This window comes from Bacillus massiliigorillae (assembly GCF_000380245.2).
In the GTDB taxonomy this organism is placed as follows: Bacteria; Bacillota; Bacilli; order Bacillales; family DSM-1321; genus Bacillus_AD; species Bacillus_AD massiliigorillae.
Genome location: NZ_HG428741.1, coordinates 1,751,761 through 1,773,862, shown reverse-complemented (window position 1 = coordinate 1,773,862; position 22,102 = coordinate 1,751,761). Strand labels below are relative to the sequence as shown.

Genomic DNA, 22,102 nt, shown 5'->3' with positions numbered 1-22,102 from the left:
CATCCTCGTTTTTGTATAAATTCAAACAATAAGGAGAGACAAAAAGATGATTGCAATTCATTTTTTTGAAAATAAAACATTAGTATTTAGTAAACTTGCACAAAGCATTCCTACTGTTGATGAGCAAATTAAAATAAAAGGACGTAAGTGCAAAGTTTTAAGTATTAAAGAGATTGAAGATAACGTCACACATGTCCATGTATGCTTTGAGCCTGTTATTAAAATTAAGCCAAATTTAAAAGAGCTTAATAAGAGAAGAAGATAATGGATTTTTATCAATTTACGTGAGTTTTACTAAGGTAATAAAAAAGATAACTAACCTATTGGCTAGTTATCTTTTTTAATTAAATTGCTGAATTTTTTCGTTAATGTACAACTATTAATAAAAATATCCGCTATTACTGTATTTCTTCAGAAAAACTTGTATCAATGTATTCTCTATGGTCAGGATTTTCAAAAGCTGGTAATGAAAATATATCTTGAAAGCATGCGATACCTTGACAGTGAAAGTTAACTGTACATTTTTCTTTCTTCATTACTTCTTTTGATTGCTTGCAAAAATGTCTAATTTCATTAAGCAATCTTTCATAATCTTCAATGTGATGTAAATAGGACATACATATTTGAACATAGATATTTAGGTGATCATCATGTTTTTTCATTAATAAAGTGGCAGTCCAAGCATCATGAATATTCGGTTCTGCATTAAAAATATATGTTTCATCAGAGATTTGCGTTATTTTACTCATTTTATTGTCACTCCTTTGGTTGAATCATGTTTTCAGGTTGAACAATTTCATCAAATTGCTCAGCTGATAATAGATTTAATTGGAGTGCCGCTTCTTTTAAAGTAAGCCCTTCTTTATGAGCAAGTTTTGCTATTGATGCTGCATTTTCATAACCGATATGTGGATTTAGTGCTGTAACTAGCATTAACGAATTTTCTAGATTGCGTTGAATTACCTCTAAGTTAGCTTGAATGCCTATTGCACAGTTATCATTAAATGAAACCATAGCATCAGCAAGTAATCTGACTGATTGAAGGAAGTTATAAATGATAACTGGTTTGAATACATTTAACTCAAAATTTCCTTGGCTTGAAGCCATAGCAATTGTCATATCATTTCCCATTACCTGACAGACAACCATAGTTAATGCCTCGTTTTGAGTAGGATTTACCTTACCTGGCATAATGGAACTTCCTGGTTCATTTGCAGGAATTGTTAGTTCACCAATTCCACAGCGGGGACCGCTAGCTAACCATCTAATATCATTTGCTATTTTCATTAAATCAGCAGCTAATGCTTTCAATGCGCCATGAGTATAGACAATTTCATCATGACTAGTTAATGCATGGAATTTATTTGGAGCTGAAGTGAAAGTTCTTTCGGTAAGTTCGCTTATTTGTTTGGCAGTCAATTCCCCATATTGCGGATGAGCATTAATTCCAGTACCTACAGCTGTTCCGCCAATAGCAAGCTCTTTCATAGATTCAACGCTTTCTTTTATCATACTCTCTGTCTTTTCAAGCATTCGAACCCATCCGCTTATTTCTTGACCTAATGTTAGTGGAGTTGCGTCCTGTAAGTGTGTTCTACCTATTTTAATAATAGAAGAAAAAGCTTTTGATTTTTGTTTTAGAGTGTGTTTCAATTTATGTAAAGCAGGTAAAAGATGATCTTCAATTGCTAACACACCTGCTATATGCATAGCTGTAGGAAAAGTATCATTTGAACTTTGTGACTTATTTACATCATCATTTGGATGTATTGTCAAATTGGTATCATCATTTGATAATAGTTGATTCGCACGATGTGCAATGACTTCGTTTACATTCATATTGGATTGAGTACCGCTTCCAGTTTGCCAAACAACTAACGGGAAATGACTATCTAATTTTCCTTCCAAAATCTCATCGGCTGCTTGTACAATTGCTTTAGCTTTCACAGAATCTAATTTATTAAGCTTTTCATTTACTAAGGCCGCACTTTTTTTTAAGATTGCAAATGCATTAATAACTTCCTTTGGCATCTTTTCTGTACCAATTTTAAAGTTTTCACTACTTCTCTGTGTTTGAGCTCCCCAAAGTTTTTCGGATGGAACTTTAATTTCACCCATTGAATCTTTTTCAATTCTGTATCCCATGTCAAAACACCCCTTTTGTCAATATTGCTATCAATTGATAACAATTATCAGTTAATCACTATACTGAATATTCTAATTGATAATAATTATCATTGTCAATTATTAATGAACTTCAAACACTTACTATTTTTTTATGCTGATTGTTACATAAGAAAAGAGCCTAGTTTCACTAATGAAATCAGGCTCGATACTCTTTGTTACTATATTAGTCTTATTGGATTGCTTTTAGAATTAGAAAATATTTTCAAGCTTGCGTGTAGTATTCGTTAAACTTTCTAGTAGTATGTTTAATTGATGTATAGAACTTGATACTTCTTTAATCATTGATAATAACTCTTTACTATTTGCAGCGTTGGATTGAATTTGTACATATAACTCATTGAATACTACATTTTCTTTATGACTTTCTTGTTGCAATCCTTCAACTAGGTCACCTAATTGTTTAATCTTATTACGAGATTGTTCTGTATTCTCAATTAGTTTTCCTATTGAAGTCTTTGCCTCATTCATATCGTTCTTACTTGCTTCAATGGTATTGATTTGCTGATCATTGCTTTCTTTAGCGAGTTGTATTTCTTTTTGTAAATCCGTTAAGATGCTACTGATTTTATTTGTTGCATCGCTACTTTGCTCAGCCAACTTTCTTACTTCGTCGGCTACTACGGCAAATCCTTTGCCTTGTTCACCAGCACGTGCTGCTTCAATAGATGCGTTTAATGATAATAAATTAGTCTGTTCTGCAATTCCTCTAATTAAGTTAATAATTTCACTAATTTGTGTTGAACTTTCAAGTAACACGTTAACACGTTCTCCGTTATATGTAACTTCATGAGAAATATTTTCGATTACTTTTGATAATGTATTAATCCCTTTAATACTTAATTCTGTTGAACTTTGTGCTTGATCGGAGAGCTTCTCTAATTGATCTGTTTGATTGAAAACATTTACTAAAGTAGCCGCTGTTTTTTCAACAATCTTTTCTGCTTCTGCTACTTGCTCTGATTGAGCTTGATTAATCTCCGCAGTTGAATGGACAGCTTTCGTAACGTCTTTTAATATTTCTGTCGTTATGTTCATTTCTTCATGATACTTCCGTTGCATATTCGATACAGTAGCGGCATTTTCCTGTATGGAAAGTAGTACCTTCTGATAATGTTCAGTAACACTATTAACAGATTCCTGAATAGCTAATAATTCTGCTTCTTTTACAGTGAATTGATTGTCAGTTGTATGATGACTAGAGCCTAAAGTGCGTAATTTTGTAGCAAATAATTCTAGAGGCTTTAACATCTTTTTAATGACTATAGATAGAATAATTAATAATAAGATTGTTACTATGATACTCACAAAAACGACTTTAATAATGGAGCTATGGATTGCTTTATTTGTATTTGCTAGTGCATCATTTGTATAGTTAGCTGATTTAAAGTATGGAACCATATCAATCGAAGCATATAATGCATAGCGAATTTCATTGTTGTAATAGATTGGAGCATAAATTTCAGCAATATTTCCGTTTAAAGTGATAGATGTTTTTCCTGTTTTGAATATACCTGAAATATTAGGATCCTTTACCGTTTTTGCTTTTGTAAATTTAGACTGTAAACCTTTTATTTTATTTTCCGTTAGGACTAAATTAGCATTGTCGAATAGATATAAGCTTTGTAATCCATAATCTTGTTCAAAGAGTGTCGTTAATACCTTTTCAATCGCATCTGCGGCTAGAGCGGATTGTATAATACCGTTTCCATTTGCACGAGGAATCGCAGTGAATTTAAAAATTCCACCTGTCTCTACTTTTATTTTCATGTTAGATGGTAAGTAATCAGACTCCCCATTTACTAACATACGATATCCATCCCAAATATCAAATAAGCTCATACCAACTGCTTCTTTTTCGGTTGTTGTAATAAAAACACCATCTAAATCTGTTATGTAAAAATCACTCATTCCAGTACTGCTTTTTATTGTTTCTAAATCCTTTACTGATACTTCTTTGTTTTTGTCCATTTCCTTTAAAGTTAATGCTGCATTAAGCATGGAATGATCAATTTCATTTTCCATTGTCGTTACTTGATTGGCAATTAATGCTGTTAATCTTTCTAAATCCTTCGTTACTTGTAAATTTGCTTGTTGTTTTAATTCTTGATTAGTTTTCTGAGTTTGTTGATCTATGTTTTTCTTTTCATATAATAGCAGTGAAACAATTACTAATACTAAAATACTAGAGAATATAAAGAAAAAACCTATAACTTTATTCCTTATAGACAATTGAGAGAACCCTCCTTTATTCCTGACTTTTTTGTAAAAAAACAAAAATTAGTTCATTAGAATGCTACTTTAGTATTGTATCATATTATTTTCAATTACTTGGAAAACGAGTAAATATTTGTGTAGTTTGTTGTGGTGACGTTCTAAAAAAATACACAATTGAGAGATGTTAGGAAGGTTTTTGAGAGTAAAGCAGAAAAAAAGAAGAGCCGCTATAGTTGGTCAGCAGCTCTTCTTTTTTTATAATTTTTATTAGACTGCGGCAACTTCTTTAATTTTGTTTGCTACAGCTTCTGTTAATTCTTGTGCTGTTTTTGGAACAAAGTTTTTCAGGATTGTATTTACCATAGGTCCCATTGCGCCACCTGCATTAATATCAAGATTACCTGTCATTTTTGTAGTGTTAGCATCGATTACTTCAGCTTCGAAGTAACCGCCACCTTTGAAGTTATCTGATAAACCTTTAAGATTAAATGTTACAGTTGTTGGTTCTTTCCATTCGATAATATCAATTTTAAGTTTAACAGTTTTTTTCATGAAGCCAAGGTCACCCTTGAAAGCCCAAGTTGATTCTCTGTCGTTAATAATTTCATGTTCGATATAACCTGGTACAAGTGGTGCCCACTTATCCATGTCACTTACGAAAGTCCAAATTTCTTCAATTCCTACTGGTAATTCTACTGAATGTGTTCCTGCTGGCATATTAATACACGTCCCTTTGTTGTAATTTATTTTATAGTGAATCTATCAATCTTTTTATTTACCAATTGCTAAGCCGGCTAAGTAACCGAATGTCATTGCTGGTCCGATTGTTCCGCCAGCACTTAAATATGATTGACCGAAAATACCCATTGCTGCGTTACCTGCTGCGTATAATCCCTTAATTTTTCCGCCACGTAGGTTCAGTACTTGTCCATTTTCGTCAATACGTGGTCCACCATTTGTTCCAAGAGCACCGTAGTATACTGGTACTGCATAGAATGGTCCTTTTTCAATTTTTCCAAGGTTTCGTTCAATAGTTCCTCCGCCGATTTCAAGACCTTCGAAGAATGTTGTACCACGATGGAAGTCAGTATCTTCTCCTGCTTCAACTTGATCATTCCAACGGTTCACTGTTGCTTCTAAAGCATCTGGATCTAAGCCGATTTTTTCTGCAAGCTCTTTAATACTATCTGCTTGAGGTACCCAATCAGGAGCATCTTCACCAGGCATCATTGTAATGATCATTGTACGATCTTTTAACTGTTGGTCAAATACCATCCAATTATTTTTTTCGTTTGGCCAATCAACAGCTACTGGATCATAATGATGGAATGCTTTTGGAAGATCATTATAAGTCGTACCTTCATGTACAAAACGTTTTGCTTTGCTGTTAACGATAATACTGTTAGGGCCGAAACGTCCGCTACCACCTAATTGATTCATGACACGATCTTCGTATTCGAAAGTTGGGTCTTGATATGCTGGGTACCACCATGCTTCACTCATGTTAGCTAGTGATGCACCAGCCTCCATTGCCATGATTAGACCATCACCTTCATTACCCCATGGAGAAAGTGGATGTGTAATTTCACCTTTTAAGAATGTCTTAACTAATTCTTTATTCCACTCGTATCCACCTGAGCCCAAAATAACACCTTTTGAAGTACCAATGTAAAGTTTTTCACCATTTTGTTCAGCTACAAGACCAATAACATCGCCATTGTCATCTAAAACAAGTTCTTTACCTGGTGTTTCCATAACAATTTCAATTCCACGATCTAAACAACCTTTTACTAATGCAGCTGTTAATGAACGACCCATTGTTACAATATTGTTTTCCATTCGTTCAGCAACTTTCATGAAATCGATACCGCCCTTAGCGCCACCTTCTTCAAGTGTTAATGGTGGGAAAGTTGGGTTATTACGAATTAAATCACCATACTCGCCGATTTCTTTCATATCGTATGGCAGTGGATCGATTGAACGACCTGGTGTTGTACCTTCAAAATATCCATAATATTCTGGATAATTTTCTGGCACTTTAAAGCGTACAGGTGTGTTTTCATGTAAGTAATCAATCATTTTGTATGCGTTATCAACGTAAACCTCTAATAATTTTGGATCAGGTACTTTATCTCCAGTAACACGATGAATATACTTTAAGGCAGCTTCGCGTGTATCTTCAATTCCTGCATCTTTCATGTATCGATTTAATGGAATCCATGGAACACCGCCAGAGAAAGCTGTTGTACCACCGATTTGATGTGTTTTTTCAATTACTAATACTTTTGACCCTTGGTCATGTGCTGTAATAGCAGCAACTAATGCAGCTCCACCAGTTCCCATTACCACTACATCAACTTCACGGTCCCATTGTGCTGGTTTTTTTGCAGGCATAATAATTTCTCCTCCTGTTTGTAAAATATTATCACGACTATTTCTCCTGCATTTGGGTAAATGCATAAGTATGTAAGAAAAGCGTGTAGGAAAATTTTGATAGTTGGACTATCATTTCTATACTTTTATACTACCAAACTATATTGTTTTTTGTAAATAATTTAGATTCATAGTATTTACTATTTTCTGAAATTGATTTGTGATAAAGTGGTATTAACAAAGGTAGAAGCAATTATTTATGGCAATAAAATTTTTTATTTTTTACTACACGGGGATGAAAAGAATGAACGGAATTAGTACGAGGGAATTATCGAAACAAAGGAAGAAAGAGACGATTTTAACGAAAGCTGAAGAGTTATTTTTAAAAAAAGGTATTGATAATACGAAAATGAATGATATTGCCGAAGAAGCGGGCATCGGGGTTGCAACATTATTTCGCTATTTTCCAAAAAAGGAGAAAATCATTCTTACTATAGCAACAGCAAAAATTCAGATTATGTTGGAGGCTTTTCGAATTATTGAAGAGAAGCCTATTTCTTGTATAGATAAAATTACTTTCGTATTAGATTTTTTTATCGAGCAAATGAAAGAAAACAATGCATCGCTTCCAAAATTACTAGATCATTTTATTAACTATACAGCGATTGCTGGTGATTCTTTAGAAGATATGGAAATGTATATTAGTGCACGGGAAGAAATTTTTACAGTTTTTGCTCGTATGGTAGAAGAAGGAAAAACAGATGGGACAATTCGTGGTGATATAAAGACGTCCCAAATACTGCCGACTATGATTGGCAATTTCGCGGTATTTGCTTTAAAACTTTCCTTAAAAGGTACAGCGAATCTAATAAAACCGGATTTAGCTGCGGAAGTTCAATTGAAAATAATGAAAGAAATTTTTCTAGATTATTTAAAATCATAATAAATTTATTTAATAAATGAACAAAAATAAGAGAGGCTATTGCCTCTCTTATTTTTATAGTCCGTACCCTAAACGAGTTGAAATTTGTTTACCTGCTGCAATAATATGAGGCTGTAGTTGTGCCAATCGTTCGTTCTTCATACGAATAGTTGATCCTGATATACTTACTGCTGCAATTACTTGGCCGGCATGATCAAAAATAGGTGCAGCAATGCAGGTTATACCATATTCATTTTCCTCTAAATCATAGGCAAAACCACATTCTTTAACTTTAGCTAATTCTTGTAGCAATTCATCTTTATCAACAATTGAATACTTTGTATGTGAGGGCATACCTCTTGTCTCCAAAATGGATAATACTACATTTGTAGGCAAATTAGCAAGAATCGTTTTTCCGACAGATGTACAATGCATAGGTGCTCGTTTACCTACGCGTGAATGCATTCGTAAAAGCTCGTTTCCTTCAAGTTTTTCTATGTAGACAACTTCACCTTGGTCATACACAACAAGATGTATCACTTCGTTTGTTTCGTTTTCTAATTCTTTTAAAAAGGGTTGGGCTTCCGTACGTAAATCAATTGATTCTAATAGCTTTGAGCTAATTTCAAGAAATTTATACCCTAGCTTATAACGTCCCGTATCAGCATCTTGTTCAACATAGCCATACTGAACTAACGTTGAAAGTATTCGATAAACCGAGCTTTTATTGATATCTATTTGATTAGCAATCTCAGTCACACCGAGACCACCTTTTTTTAAGCTTAATATTGTGATAATATCTAGTGCTCTACTTACTGATTTTACCATATTTTCTCTTTCCATCATTCATCACCTCCATACATTATATCAGTTTCTAAATTTCTTTTTTAATTTTCTGTATCCTTGTCTTGTTAAAAACAGAGGGTGCCCAAAAGTCGAGCTTTTGTTGGACACCCTCTGTATAGATTACTTATAGATTTATTGTTTTACGGCAAATTTTTCTTTAGCTTCAAGACGACGGCGATGTAAAATTGGCTCTGTGTAACCATTTGGTTGTTCATAGCCTAAGAATATTAAATCACATGCTGCTTGGAATGCAACAGAGTTATCATAATCTGGGCTCATTGGACGATAAAGGGTATCTCCCTCATTTTGTTGATCAACTAATTTTGCCATACGTTGTAATGTTTCTAAAACTTGTTCTTTCGTAACAATACCATGATGTAACCAGTTTGCTACATGCTGGCTTGAAATACGAAGTGTTGCACGATCTTCCATTAAGCCAACATTGTACAAATCAGGAACCTTCGAACATCCAACACCTTGCTCAACCCAACGTACTACATAGCCAAGAATGCCTTGCGCATTATTATCCAGCTCTTCTTGAATTTCTTGTTCACTCCATTCAGGGTTTTCTGCTAATGGGAGAACCAAAATATCATCTCTTAAATTTGTAGCTTGTTTCATTAATTCGTTTTGTACTTCTCGAACGTCTACTTGATGATAGTGTAAGGCGTGCAATGTAGCCGCCGTTGGAGAAGGAACCCAAGCAGTACTAGCTCCTGCGTTTAAATGGCCAATTTTTTGTTTAATCATTTCTGCCATTAAATCAGGCATCGCCCACATACCTTTACCTACTTGAGCACGTCCTTGCAATCCTGCTCCTAATCCAATAAATACATTTGATTTTTCATAGCTTTGTAGCCATGTTGAAGATTTCATATCGTTTTTACGAATCATAGGACCAGCTTCCATTGATGTATGCATTTCATCACCAGTACGATCGAGGAATCCAGTATTAATGAATACTACACGATCTTTTACTTCAGCGATACAATTTTTTAAGTTCAAGCTTGTTCGGCGTTCTTCATCCATAACTCCGATTTTCAATGTGTGGCGTTCTAAGCCAAGCATATCTTCGATTCTATTAAATAATGTATTTGCAAAGGCTACTTCTTTAGAGCCGTGCATTTTTGGTTTAACGATATAAATAGAACCTTCAGCTGTATTTTTGAATTTACCGTTTCCTAGTAAAGTATGCTTCGCAATTAAACTAGTAATGACACCATCGATGATTCCTTCAAATACTTCATTTCCATCTTTGTCTAGAATAGCATTGATTGTCATTAAATGACCTACATTACGAACGAATAATAGAGAACGCCCATTTAGTGAGATTTCTGCACCTTCAGGTGATGTATAGTAACGATCATCATTCATTTTTCGTGTTAATGTTTTGTTTCCTTTTTGGAAAGATGCTTCTAAATCACCTTTCATTAAACCTAACCAATTGCTGTATACTAAAGTTTTATCTTCAGCATCTACAGCAGCAATTGAATCTTCACAATCCATGATTGTTGTTATAGCAGCTTCAATTAGCAAATCTTTCACACCAGCACTATCGTCTTTTCCGATAGGATGATTACGGTCAACTTGAATTTCGAAATGCAAGCCATTATTTTTAATTAAAATAGCAGAAGGAGCTAGAGCTTCACCTTGATAACCTTTGAATTTACCTTCATCTACTAAGCTAGTTAGCTGATTATTAGATAGGACGATTACTAATTTACCTTCTTCTATACGGTATTCAGTCGCATCAGTATGAGAAGCGTCTTTTAATGGTACTGCTTGATCAAGGAAGCTCTTAGCAAATTCAATAACTTTAGCTCCACGAATAGGATTATAACTTCCACCTTTTTCTGCACCATTTTCTTCACTAATGGCATCAGTTCCATATAAAGCATCGTATAAACTTCCCCAACGCGCATTTGCTGCGTTAATAGCATAGCGAGCATTATTTACGGGTACTACTAATTGTGGACCTGCTTGAATTGCAATTTCCCCATCTACATTAGTTGTTCCAATTTGGAAGTTTGCCACTTCATCTTCTAAATAACCAATTTCTTGTAAGAAAGCTTTGTATTCATTGCTATTAAAGCATTCTTTGTTATTTATATGCCATTCATTAATTTTATTTTGAAGCTCATCACGTTGAGCTAATAATTGTTTGTTTTCTGGAGTTAAATCAGTGATGATTCTTTCGAAATCATTCCAGAATTGTTCAGCATTCAAACCACTTCCTGGAATTGCTTCATTGTTAACGAAATCATATAATTCTTTTCCTACTTGTAAGCTTCCAACTTTCACATAATTAGTCATTGTAAATCCCCCTAATATTCGATTGTTTCTTATTACGAAACAACGTTTTGAATTTAGTATAAAAAAATAAAAACAGTACTTTTGTAATTTCTTGGATGCCGTTGCGTATTACAAAACGATGTTTCTAATTATATTCAAAACTGAATTACAAATCTTTACATGTATTTAATCATGTCTAAATGGGATTTTCAATATATTTTTGTAAAATTCAAGAAAAATATCCAAATTTAATCTCTATGTAATGATGAATAATCGTTTTTTGTTTGGGATTTTGCTTCTTTAGTAACAATGTTTGCTGTTTTGTTAGTATTATTATAAATTCAAAAATTTTGATGTGAATTATGCTAGCTGTAGCTATTGGCTATACAATAACGCCATTCGTTCGACGTGTGATTCAATTAAAATAGCTAGATGAATTATATAATAGAATAGCGAAACAAATTGATTTGAATAAAAATAAAATGAGCTGCCCATATTCAGACAGCTCATTTTATTATATAGCTACACCCATCTTACCTAAATAAGTATATACATTTTGTACCCATTGTGAATTTAGATTATTAGGGTCAGTATCTGCTCCGACTGGTGAGTATTTAGTATGAATAGCTTCAACTGTATATAGCCCATCTTGCAGGTATAAACGAGTAAAAAGTGAACCCATATATTTGATACTATCGTTTATTGAGCTAAATGACATTGGTCCACCATTACTAATAAATCCACCGACATTATTGTATTTTTTCAACCAGTTACTATTTCCACCGGTTTCAGCCATGGCAACTGCTGCTAAGAATGCTGGATCTATTCCATATGAATGCCCGACTTCATAGAATGTAGAGCCATATCCGCTTAAACTTCCAGACAGGGCACCATTAATAGTTGCTGCGGATACATTGGAAATGTTTCTCACATCATAGCCTCTACTGTTTGAAGTACTAGATTCTACTTTATTATTCTCTTTATTTTGATTAGCTTCTTGTTGTTTCTTCTGTTCGATTTGTCCCGCTAGGTTACTTGATTTCTGTTGTAGTTGTTTTTGTTCAACTTGTAATGTCTTAATGCTATCTATGGTCCAACCATATTGTTTTTCTAAGTTTTTCATTAATGCATTTTTCTTTTGCTGCTGAACCTCTAAATCGTATTTTGATTGATTTAATGCAGCTTGTACTTTTTTCATTTTCTCAAATTCGATTTCAGCTGAATGCTTTAAATTGTTGTAGTTTTCCATTTCTTTCTCATATGAATCTATGAGGTCTTTATCAGCACTCATTAAATAGGAGACTGTCATTGCCCTATTAAGAAAGTCTCCTAAGCTTTCAGAATCTAGAAGAACAGATAAAATATTAAAATTAGAGTCTTGTTCCTGCAAAGAGATTAGTCGTTTTGAAACAACATCATATCTTTTATCTAATTGTTTCTTTGATTCCTGGGCTTTCGTTTCTAACTCAGAAATCCGGCTTTTTGTTTGCAATAATTCAGAAGTTTGTTCATAAATTTTCACTTCTAAATCTGCTACCGCTAATGAAATTCTTTTCCACTCATTATAAGCTTGCTCTTTCTGATTCGTTATTTCTTTTGCTGCTTCGGTTTTGTTTTTTATTTCTTTCTGTACTGATGAAGCCTCTTTATTCACTGAGTTTAATTGATCAGATAACGATTGATCGCTAGGTGCTGCTTGAGCAGATAACGAAAATGAAAGAGTGATTAATAATGAGCTGCTAAGAATAAATATTTTTTTTGAACTCAAAATCTTCACATCCTAATATATTATGACTTACCTAGTTGAATTCATATGGACTATTACATAGAATACATGAACTAAGTGCCAAAATAAAGAAATATATAATCTTTTTAATATTTGTTACAATAGCGTAATATTGTTTTTTGTAGCAAATTTACCAATTAGGATGTGAAAATTTTTAATAAACTCTATATAATCTACACTTTTTCTTCTTCTTCCGTTTTTGGAAAGATTACATTACCATGACGTGATTCGGACACTAGGAAACTAGTTAAAACATTAGAAAGCTCTTCAGGTGGATAAGGCTTTGTTAAATACTTCTCAATTTTATATTTTTCCATTTTATCTTTTGATTTATCGAAGGCTGATGAAATAATAATGGGAATATCGTTCGTTTGCTCGGTTTCTTTTAATTTTTGAACTAAATCCCAACCATTCATTTCTTCTCCTAACATAAGGTCTATGATGATACCAAGCAGCGGTATGTGAAGAGCATCTTCGAAAGCACGCTGAGGATGATAATGATGTATTACTGTATAACCTTTACTTTTTAATTCCTCAGATAAAAGCAATGCTAAACTTAAATCATCCTCAACAATCATGACATTCAAGCCGTTCTGTTGATTAGATAAATTATCTAATTTACCACCTTGTTCATTAAGAATGCTGTTTATAAGCGGTAAAGTGAAGTAAACTGTAGTTCCATGACCTTCTTCCGATTCAATCCAAATCTCTCCACCATGTTTTGCGATAATTTCTTTACTAATGGCTAAACCTAGGCCCGTACCACCAATTTTTCTTCGAGAACTATTATCAATTCTCTTGAATTTCTGGAATAAATTCGATACATCATTTGCTGGAATGCCAATTCCTTTATCTTTAATGCTTATTTGAAGTGTATCTTTATTGTTTTCAAGAGAAATAACTACATCTCCACCCGCTGGTGAAAACTTAATGGCATTTCCAATTAAGTTCATAAATACTTGCACGATGCGCTCTTGATCTGCTTTTACAGCAACATATCTCGCTTTGTCAATCAAGTGAACACTATGGTTCCTTTCATGTCTAAAACGATTAACAATGTCTATTGCTAGCTCATCAAATGCGAGTTTTTGAAGGTTGTATTCTTGCTTACCAGATTCCATTCGTTGCAAATCAAGAAAATCATTAATTAAATTCGTAAGACGTTTCGCTTCTTTATGAATGGTTTCAATATATTTCTTTTGTCGTTCAGGCTTTAAGCTCTTTGTAAGTAAAAGTTCCGTAAAACCAAGTACACTAGATAGTGGCGTACGTAGTTCATGACTGACAGTACTTACTAGCTCGGATTTCATTTGATCGACTTCATATTCTCTTGTTATATCCCGATGTACAAATATCGTGCCAACTTTCTCATTATTTTCGAATACGCTAGTTGCATATACTTCGACGAATAGAGTGTATTCACGGGAAATAGAATAACGGGTTTTTCTTGTTTCTTCGAATTTATCTGAAATGGCATTTTTGAAAAAAGTAGTTAACTCTTCTGTTTGACCTCCAATAGTGATGAAGTGATTTAACCATGCTTCCTTTTGAATTGTATGTCCAGATAGCCAATTATCACAACGAACGAGATTGCAAAGTGAATTATTGACTTGTATAATATCACCTGTTTTAGATACGAGCTGAATTCCTTCATTTACATTATCGATAATATCCTGATTTAGTTGACGCGAACGTTCAACCTCTTCATACATTAAAATACGTTCAAACGCTAGAGATACCCGATTCATTAAACCGTTTATTTCATCAAGCTCCTGTAGCGTAATGGTACGTCCTTCTTTCGTACCCATCAAAACTGCAACTAGCTTTCCTTTCGAATTTAATACAGAAGCATATAGGTCATAGCAAAAATAGGATTCATTAGCTATTCCTTGTGCTATAGGTGTTACTTCCCGCTTTATCACAAAAGATTTCTCTTCCTCCAGTCGTGCACGTTTATCGTCATCTAAATGACCAACAAGTTGTTGTGTCGTTTTCTCCGATAGCCCTTTCGAATCATAAACATTTGTTTCTAATAGATACATAATACTTGAATCAAAATTATTGATTTCATTTAAATATTTGTGAACTTCACTAACCAATTTCTTTTTACTTAGTGTAAACGTTAATGCATGATTTAGCTGATTGTATTTCTCTAATCGATTAAGTGAATTCTGTAACTGCTCTTGATTATCTTGAAGTTCAGATTGCTGAGCAGTAAGTTCTTCGTTTTGAGCCATAAGTACTTCTTCTTTTTCTTGTATTGACTTCGACATAGATTGAAAGGAGTGCGATAAAATACCTATTTCGTCCTCTCGATTAACAAATGTACCAAGTTCAAAAGGCTCACCACTTTGAATGGCTTTAGTAGCAGATGTTAAAAACTCGACTGGACGAATAAGATTATGAAGAACTCGCCACATTATGATAGAAATTAATATTAGGATGAGCCCGCTTATCATTAAAGCGAGTAATGTAAATTGCTGCGCTTTTTCTATTGTTGTAACGGTTATTTGGTTTAATTCATCATCAGTTTTGTTTTTATAGTTCTTGGCATAAGCTACAAAGTTATTGACAAGTGTATTCGTTCCGCTACTAGAAAGCTTGCGTAAACCTTCATAGTCATTATTATTGATATAGTCAATTGCCTTTGGAAGAATATTATTCTTATAATCTGAATGGAAATTAACAAGGCTATTATATAGAGTCAGTTCTTCACTGGTCATTTTTAGTTTAGAAAACTTGCTTAATTGCTTATCGAATTTTTCTAAATTATCGTAGAGTAGTTTAAGCTCTTGTTTATCTTGAAATGCGTAATATCCTCTTGCTCGAAAGAAAATACCATTAAAGCTATCTTCTAAATCAGCTACAATCTTAGCTTTGTCACGGACTAATTCTCGCTCTTTCTTTAGATTTTCATTAATCGAATCTACATAAAGAAAAAAAGCAAGTAAAACAATAAAGATTACAACCGTCAAAGACAGAATCGTTTTTAAAAATGTATTACGGATGCTTTTAGTGAACAGTGGTAGGGGTTTACGCATTCATAATTTCCTCTACTACTTTCACTAAATCGACAGGACTAAAAGGCTTTGACATGAAATAATCAGCGCCTTTATCTAAAACCGCTTGGCGGTCTGCTTCTTGCGCTTTTGCAGTAAGCATTAGGATGGGCATGATTTGTTTTATTTCAGCAGGTATCCTTTCGATTACTTCAATCCCCGTTAAGTTAGGCATCATATAATCTAAAATTAATAAGTCATATTTTGTTTGACTGATTTTTGTCAGTGCCTCTTCTCCCATTTCAGCTTCGTCAATTTCGTATCCTAAGTCTTCTAACGTATCACAAATGAGCATACGCAAGATTTCTTCATCGTCTACTACTAATAATCGTTTCATTTATCTTTCCCCTTTTTTGTTTCATTAAATAAAAACTCGCTTAATAATGCGTATTAGTCGATCTGATAAATCTTGAATGTCAAAAGGTTTTGCAATATAATCATCAGCTCCATACTCCAATGCTTGAATAACGTGCTTTTCACTTTTTCGACTAGTTAGCATTGAAATGAAAACTTGATCGGAAGAATATTTATTTCTTAATATAGTTAGAACATCAAAGCCATTTAAATGAGGCATCATAACATCCAGCAAAATAATATATTTTGTTTCTGGGTTATACCAATTCGATTTTAAGAAACTTTGCCCATCACTGAATTCGAGCAATTCGATATCATATTTGTCTATTGGCTTCCATAAAGAGAAATGTTTGATAATCATTTCTCGAACAATAAACACATCATCGACTATTATGATTTTAATCTTGCTGCGTTGAGTTACTTCTTTCAAATCTGATTTATAAATAATCGTTTTATTTCTACCGTATTGTTTCGCAGTATAAAGTGCTTGATCGGCCTCTTCTAATAGTTTTTCTGAATGAAGATTGTTTCTATTTGCTCCTACAACTCCAGCCGAAAAGGTTACCTGAAAGTTAATATCATTTGCGGAAAAATATTTTGAAACCAAGTTTTCACGAACTCGTTCAAGGAATATATAGGCATGACGCTCTGTACTATTAGGTAGTAAAATGACAAATTCTTCTCCACCATAACGACAGGCTATATCTTGGTCTCGCTTAATCTTCTTGATTAAACTTGCAAAACCTTGTAGTACATCATCCCCTACTAGATGGCCATACGTATCATTTATTTTTTTGAAATAATCTAAATCAACAATGGCGACTGCAAATGATTCATTTTTTCTACTATACTGTTGGATTAATTGATGAAGACGAGCATTCATGTATTTACGATTAAACATTTGCGTTAATTCATCGATAATAATGGATTGCTCAATATCGTTTTTATTATTAATTCGATTTGTTACGTATGAAATTAATACATCTTTATCAATGGGTTTTGTAATGAAATCAGTTGCACCAGAATTATAAGCTCGAATGACGTTTTGTTTACTATTGTCAGCACTAATCATTGTAACTACAATATGCTCTTTTTTTATTTTTTTGATAATATCTTCTAAAATGGTGAATCCGTTTATATCTGGTAATAACACATCAATAAATACAATAGCAGGCTTTAATTCATATATAAACTCAAGTCCTCGTTTTCCATTATTTGCAATAATAACAGAGAATCCTTCTTTTTCTAATAGTTCTTTAATAAATGTAATAAATACGATATCATCATCGATAACAAGGATAAAATCTTGTTCTAATTCATTTTCAATAAGATGTGCTTCGATTAATGGTTCATTAGATATATCTGCATTTCTTATATAAAAATCACTTCCTTCAATTAAGGGAGCGAGGTAACTTTTCCATTTTGATTTTTCCCATTGTTTCTGTTCATTTTCTTGTAATGGTGTTATTTTTTGAGTTGAAATAGTAGAAAGTTCATTTAAACCAATTGATCCAGCAGTCCCTTTTAAACTATGCAGGAACACGTATAGTTCTTGTTCAGTAATAAACTGTTGATTTTCCCATTGTTGAAACTTTTCTTGCATTTGCTTATAAAACATTTTCTGATATTTTGCTGTTTCCATATTTACTCCCTCCATTTTATATAAGTAACAATGAGTCACATCTCCTTACTTTGTTGTACAAGATTTTGGGAAAAGTATATATAATGTATATTTTGTTTATGTTACCATAATCCGTAAATTCTGAATAACCGTTTAATTTTTATAGTATAAAATAATCATTCTTTTGATAAGTGAAAAGCATTATATTTTTATATGAATTTAGGTTTCTAGAACAGGGACTTCTTATGAATCCTTCTCTTTTTCTTTGTCACTCTTTAGTTTTTGTGGTAGCTTATACAATTTATATAAATAAAAAACCCATTAAGATAAATAATTCTTAATGGGTCAGAATTTCTATTAATCTATTGGTCGGTTTTCAAAAGAATAATCTACTAGTTCTTGAGCGACTGTTGCGTTGACTAATGCTGGTGTATCAGGGCGAGCAATTTGATATACAGATGCACCAATGACCTCAGCAACTTGTTGTAGTTTTTCTTTGCTGATTTTATCTAGTGTATCAGTAGGTTTGTGATACGCAGCTTCTAAAGGTGCATGGGTAAATACAGCTGAAGGGATACCTAATTCATGGAAAGGTTGATGGTCACTGCGACCTACTTGTCCATAAGAAATGTTTTCTGATCGAATTCTTACGGCTGCGGCTGCACCTAAATCGGTTACCAGGTTTTTCTTACCATCAAGTGTATACATGATGAATCCGCCGAAAGGATTATCTCCTCCTGCATCTTTACTACCAACCATATCCATTTGGAAATGGGCTTGAATACGAGGTACTTCATCTTTTGAAAGGGAATTAGCATAATAGTATGATCCAAGCAATCCTCTTTCTTCAGCACCGAAAGTGACGAAACGTATTTCTGTATCAACAGGAGTTTTGGATAAAATTCTTGCTAGTTCAAGAACGACTGATACTCCTGAGGCATCATCATTTGCTCCAGGACCTACTGGTACAGAATCGTGATGTGCACCAACCATTACGATTTGTCCCGTATCTTTGTTTTTATTTGGTTTCAGTGAAGCAATAACGTTATAAGATGTTTTTTCTATTTTTTCGATATCAACATCTAACGTAGCTACAACTTCTGTTGTTTTTAGTTGTTCAACTAACTGTAATCCAGTAGCTCTTGTAATAGCTACTGCAGGGATATTTTGTCCGTCTTGAACTTGTCCAGAAAAATTACCTGATGAGCTGTTGTTGTACATTAAGACACCAACGGCACCTTTATCTAAGGCATTTTGTACTTTTTCAGTAAATGTGATATTGCCACGTTCAATGAGTGCGATTTTTCCTGTTAAATCACCAATTTCTTCTGGAAACGCTTTTCCTATATTAACGAGTGGTGCTGTTACTTGTTTGCTTATACTACCACTAAATGGGTTTGGCTTTTCCTTTATATCAGTGCCATTTATTTTGACAATGACATGATTGATTTGTGTATCATATATTGGGAACGGCTGAATAGTAGTTTCTAACCCGAAACTCTTAAACTGGTTTTCTATATATTTTACAGCTTTATATTCTCCTTCCGTTCCTGCTGCTCTAGGTTGCTCTGATAAATAAGCAATCGTGTTGTACATATTGTCTGCATTAATTTTTTTGATAACTTTATTATCAAATGCTACAGCTGAATGCTCGTTAGGAGCACTTTTTACTTGTGCGTAGGCCGATCCTGATGATAGAACTAATCCAAGTGCTAATATTGCTGATATGGATTTACGATACATATTCTTCCTCCTCTATTTGGTAATCTCTCTATTAATATTAAATTATCAGAAAATTTTGTAAATAGTTCTATCTAAATATATATCAATAGGACAAATGAATTAATAGAATAAGTTGTAATCAAAAAAATAGCGCTAAAAACACGTGTTTCCTCTTATTTTTAGCGCTATAAAAGAATCTAAAAAATCATCACTTAATAAGTGTTTCGATATTTTCACTAATGATATCTGCTAAGGCATCTACCGTTCGGTAAGTCTCTTCAAATGTATTATTTTGCCCACCAATGTTTAACAAAAGAGTTTTGCTCATCAAATCTTGGTTGTATATCCCTTCATGACCGTTTCCTTTAGAAAGACTTTCAACACCACGTGATAATCCAGGGTATTTTTCTTCTATTTTCTTGTGTAGAAACTTAGCTAACTTATAATTTTCCTTATAATCGTGAGTTGATTTAGAAACGGTGAAGAAAATCTTTGCGTATTCTTTTCCATTTATTCGAACGGCTGTGTTATCCCTTTCTCCTGAATCACGATGAATATCAAATGCCATTTTAATGCTGGGATTATCCTTTATTGTTTGTGTGAAAGATTCTCTTGAAATGGTATACATATCTTTAAAAACTAGATTTCGTTCTTTTACTATTGCCGTTATATCACTTTGATCCTGTATGGAATTGATATTTCGTTGTTTTAAAGCCAGGCTGAAGTACTTTCCTACCAATGTAATGTTCTTTTGATTATGAGAAGCGTTAAATGGTTTTTGTTCATCTAATTCTGGTAGGAAGGATTCAGTATTGTGTGTGTGATAAATATAAATGATTGGGTTTGGACCAGTAGCTGTGGATGATATATAATTTGCGTTCGAATTGAATACATCTTGGCCACTAAAAAAGAAAAACCATGAAATAACCAACGCAGTTAGAAGGAATGTACTTGAAGTGATTGTAAACCTTTTAATCTTTCTTTTCTTATTCATTTTCCGAGCAGATTCTCGAAGTATAGCTTCAGTTGATGAAATAAATTCATTACTTGGATTAAGAGGATAGCTTTCTTTCATACAATTATGTAAATCTTGATCAGTTAGCATTGCTTATTACCCCCTCTGCATCAATATTTATTTTTCTTTTCAACTCTTTTAATGCTCGGTGATAAGTCACCTTTACCTTAGATTCACTACATTGAAGGATTCTTGAGGTTTCCTTTATAGAAAACTCATTGATTCCGCGAAGAATGACAATTATTCGATAATGTGGTTTTAGTTTGGCTATGGCTTCATGTACAAGATTTTTGATTTCATTTTGTTCAATCACTTCATTTGGATCTAACTCAATCGCTTTCATTTGATTGAAAAATCCTTTTTTCAAAATAGAAACCAATCGATTCTTTCTATAATGGTCGATTGCTACATGTTTTGCTATGGAAAAAACCCATGTTTTAAGGTTTTGGCTAGAATTATAGTTAGATAAATTATTAAGTACACGGATGAATACCTCCTGTGTCATATCCTCAGCATCATTTTGGTTACCAGAGAAACAAATGAGAAATCTGTAAACATCTTTATAGTAGCTGTTATAAATCCTGATAATGCTGTTTTCCAAGTTATCTAAATCAACCAATTCTTTCCCTCCTTGTTAGAGTGCTTAACTATTATTCGTTTGAGTCGTAAATAAAGTTACATGAATTTAGTAAGATATAAACTATTTCTAATAAACATGGAAAAACTCCTACACTGTAACCATTATCTAGCAAGAAAATAATTTGTTTTTCGCATCCATTTCTTTGTACTTTATAGTAGGATTAAATATATTGTGCAATAAGAAAGGAACGACAACATGACTTACAAAATGATAGTTTTAGATTTAGACGATACATTACTTCGCGATGACCAAACAATCTCACCTCGTACAAAGCAAGCGCTTATGGATGCACAGGAAATAGGTGTTAAGGTTGTACTCGCATCAGGTCGCCCAACATACGGAATGAAGCATATTGCTGAAGAACTTTCACTTTCGAAATATGGAAGCTATATTCTTTCTTTTAACGGAGGTAAAATTATAAATTGTCAAACTACTGAAGAAATCTTTAGCAGCACTTTATCATGTGAGAATGTTCACAACCTGTATGAAATAAGTCGCCGTGAGGATGTATTTATTCATACATACGTAGGTGATGAAATTATTACAGAAGACGAAAATCCATTTACAACGATTGAATCTGAACTTACTGGTTTACCAATTACGTTGGTAGAACAATTTAAAGAGGCTGTATATGAGCCAGTTGTTAAGGCTTTAATGGTAGATGAGCCGGAAAAACTTAAAGTAGTAGAAACAAAGCTTCAAGAGGAATTGAGTCATAAGTTTAGTGTTATGCGCTCGAAACCATATTTCCTAGAGTTTACTGAGCAAGGAGTAACAAAAGGTACAAGTTTAAATCATTTAATACAGGTTTGTGGAATTAAACGTGAAGAAGTAATTGCCATTGGTGATAGTTATAATGATTTAGCGATGATTGAATTTGCTGGTCTTGGTGTTGCTATGGGCAATGCACCTGACGATATTAAAGCAGTAGCGAATTATGTAACTGATTCAAACATGAATGATGGTGTTGCAAAGGTTGTAGATGAGTTTGTATTGAAACAATTAGTTACAGCATAAATTTCATATAACGTAAAAAAACAGTGAGTATATTTAATGCTCACTGTTTTTTAT

General features: G+C 33.3%; 16 protein-coding genes and 1 pseudogene. 3 read left to right on the top strand and 14 right to left on the bottom strand.

Annotated features, from left to right (window positions below):
• Positions 1–46: 46 nt before the first annotated feature.
• Complete coding sequence (locus tag TX86_RS08170; RefSeq protein ID WP_042347891.1) at positions 47–265, top strand: hypothetical protein; 219 nt, start codon at positions 47–49, stop codon at positions 263–265.
• A gap of 133 nt (positions 266–398) precedes the next feature.
• Here TX86_RS08170 and TX86_RS08165 read toward each other — a convergent pair whose 3' ends face one another.
• The 5 genes and pseudogenes from TX86_RS08165 to TX86_RS08145 form a co-directional block, all read right to left on the bottom strand.
• Positions 399–749 (bottom strand): hypothetical protein, encoded by a 351-nt coding sequence (locus tag TX86_RS08165; RefSeq protein WP_042347889.1) that lies wholly within the window; start codon positions 747–749, stop codon positions 399–401.
• Between the two features lie 7 nt (positions 750–756).
• A complete protein-coding gene (fumC, locus tag TX86_RS08160) occupies positions 757–2,145 on the bottom strand; it encodes a class II fumarate hydratase (protein WP_042347887.1) in 1,389 nt (462 codons plus the stop codon).
• A 231-nt stretch (positions 2,146–2,376) separates the two neighbouring features.
• Positions 2,377–2,898 (bottom strand): annotated as a pseudogene (locus tag TX86_RS27790) (methyl-accepting chemotaxis protein); the annotation flags it as partial.
• A gap of 1,770 nt (positions 2,899–4,668) precedes the next feature.
• A complete protein-coding gene (locus TX86_RS08150) occupies positions 4,669–5,118 on the bottom strand; it encodes an SRPBCC family protein (protein WP_042347884.1) in 450 nt (149 codons plus the stop codon).
• A 54-nt stretch (positions 5,119–5,172) separates the two neighbouring features.
• Positions 5,173–6,795: an FAD-binding protein gene (locus TX86_RS08145; RefSeq protein ID WP_042347882.1), complete on the bottom strand. Its 1,623-nt coding sequence runs from the start codon at positions 6,793–6,795 to the stop codon at positions 5,173–5,175.
• Positions 6,796–7,078: 283 nt separating this feature from the next.
• On the opposite strand from TX86_RS08145, the gene TX86_RS08140 reads away from it, so the two are divergent.
• A complete protein-coding gene (locus tag TX86_RS08140; protein WP_042347880.1) occupies positions 7,079–7,717 on the top strand; it encodes a TetR/AcrR family transcriptional regulator in 639 nt (212 codons plus the stop codon).
• Positions 7,718–7,771: 54 nt separating this feature from the next.
• Here the strand turns inward: TX86_RS08140 and TX86_RS08135 are convergent, their stop codons facing one another.
• From TX86_RS08135 to TX86_RS08095, 9 genes are all read right to left on the bottom strand, one after another.
• Entirely contained in the window at positions 7,772–8,539 is a 768-nt protein-coding gene (locus TX86_RS08135; RefSeq protein ID WP_042350309.1) for an IclR family transcriptional regulator, read from the bottom strand.
• 135 nt (positions 8,540–8,674) lie between these two features.
• Positions 8,675–10,855 carry a malate synthase G gene (locus tag TX86_RS08130; protein ID WP_042347878.1) on the bottom strand — a complete coding sequence of 727 codons (2,181 nt, stop codon included), beginning with the start codon at positions 10,853–10,855 and terminating at the stop codon, positions 8,675–8,677.
• Between the two features lie 493 nt (positions 10,856–11,348).
• Positions 11,349–12,602: a coiled-coil domain-containing protein gene (locus TX86_RS08125; protein WP_042347876.1), complete on the bottom strand. Its 1,254-nt coding sequence runs from the start codon at positions 12,600–12,602 to the stop codon at positions 11,349–11,351.
• 191 nt (positions 12,603–12,793) lie between these two features.
• The gene (locus TX86_RS08120; protein WP_042347874.1) at positions 12,794–15,661 is read right to left on the bottom strand and encodes an ATP-binding protein; all 2,868 of its coding nucleotides are present in this window, start codon (positions 15,659–15,661) and stop codon (positions 12,794–12,796) included.
• Complete coding sequence (locus tag TX86_RS08115; RefSeq protein ID WP_042347873.1) at positions 15,654–16,016, bottom strand: response regulator transcription factor; 363 nt, start codon at positions 16,014–16,016, stop codon at positions 15,654–15,656. Before TX86_RS08115 ends, TX86_RS08120 begins: the two co-directional genes overlap by 8 nt.
• 24 nt (positions 16,017–16,040) lie before the next feature.
• Entirely contained in the window at positions 16,041–17,675 is a 1,635-nt protein-coding gene (locus TX86_RS08110; protein WP_042347871.1) for a diguanylate cyclase, read from the bottom strand.
• A gap of 336 nt (positions 17,676–18,011) precedes the next feature.
• Positions 18,012–19,397 (bottom strand): M28 family peptidase, encoded by a 1,386-nt coding sequence (locus tag TX86_RS08105; protein ID WP_042347868.1) that lies wholly within the window; start codon positions 19,395–19,397, stop codon positions 18,012–18,014.
• A 187-nt stretch (positions 19,398–19,584) separates the two neighbouring features.
• Complete coding sequence (gene spoIIP, locus TX86_RS08100; RefSeq protein WP_042347866.1) at positions 19,585–20,481, bottom strand: stage II sporulation protein P; 897 nt, start codon at positions 20,479–20,481, stop codon at positions 19,585–19,587.
• Entirely contained in the window at positions 20,471–21,010 is a 540-nt protein-coding gene (locus TX86_RS08095) for an RNA polymerase sigma factor (RefSeq protein WP_042347865.1), read from the bottom strand. The genes spoIIP and TX86_RS08095 overlap by 11 nt, the downstream gene beginning before the upstream one ends.
• Before the next feature lie 216 nt (positions 21,011–21,226).
• Between TX86_RS08095 and TX86_RS08090 the strand changes: the two genes are divergently transcribed.
• Entirely contained in the window at positions 21,227–22,048 is an 822-nt protein-coding gene (locus tag TX86_RS08090) for a Cof-type HAD-IIB family hydrolase (protein WP_042347864.1), read from the top strand.
• Positions 22,049–22,102: the final 54 nt, after the last annotated feature.

What these genes read in the sequence shown, in the direction of transcription:
- TX86_RS08170 (WP_042347891.1), top strand. Translation starts at nt 47, where the DNA reads ATGATTGCAATTCATTTTTTTGAAAATAAAACATTAGTATTTAGTAAA.
- TX86_RS08165 (WP_042347889.1), bottom strand. Translation starts at nt 749, where the DNA reads ATGAGTAAAATAACGCAAATCTCTGATGAAACATATATTTTTAATGCA.
- fumC (WP_042347887.1), bottom strand. Translation starts at nt 2,145, where the DNA reads ATGGGATACAGAATTGAAAAAGATTCAATGGGTGAAATTAAAGTTCCA.
- TX86_RS08150 (WP_042347884.1), bottom strand. Translation starts at nt 5,118, where the DNA reads ATGCCAGCAGGAACACATTCAGTAGAATTACCAGTAGGAATTGAAGAA.
- TX86_RS08145 (WP_042347882.1), bottom strand. Translation starts at nt 6,795, where the DNA reads ATGCCTGCAAAAAAACCAGCACAATGGGACCGTGAAGTTGATGTAGTG.
- TX86_RS08140 (WP_042347880.1), top strand. Translation starts at nt 7,079, where the DNA reads ATGAACGGAATTAGTACGAGGGAATTATCGAAACAAAGGAAGAAAGAG.
- TX86_RS08135 (WP_042350309.1), bottom strand. Translation starts at nt 8,539, where the DNA reads ATGGAAAGAGAAAATATGGTAAAATCAGTAAGTAGAGCACTAGATATT.
- TX86_RS08130 (WP_042347878.1), bottom strand. Translation starts at nt 10,855, where the DNA reads ATGACTAATTATGTGAAAGTTGGAAGCTTACAAGTAGGAAAAGAATTA.
- TX86_RS08120 (WP_042347874.1), bottom strand. Translation starts at nt 15,661, where the DNA reads ATGCGTAAACCCCTACCACTGTTCACTAAAAGCATCCGTAATACATTT.
- TX86_RS08115 (WP_042347873.1), bottom strand. Translation starts at nt 16,016, where the DNA reads ATGAAACGATTATTAGTAGTAGACGATGAAGAAATCTTGCGTATGCTC.
- TX86_RS08110 (WP_042347871.1), bottom strand. Translation starts at nt 17,675, where the DNA reads ATGGAAACAGCAAAATATCAGAAAATGTTTTATAAGCAAATGCAAGAA.
- TX86_RS08105 (WP_042347868.1), bottom strand. Translation starts at nt 19,397, where the DNA reads ATGTATCGTAAATCCATATCAGCAATATTAGCACTTGGATTAGTTCTA.
- spoIIP (WP_042347866.1), bottom strand. Translation starts at nt 20,481, where the DNA reads ATGCTAACTGATCAAGATTTACATAATTGTATGAAAGAAAGCTATCCT.
- TX86_RS08090 (WP_042347864.1), top strand. Translation starts at nt 21,227, where the DNA reads ATGACTTACAAAATGATAGTTTTAGATTTAGACGATACATTACTTCGC.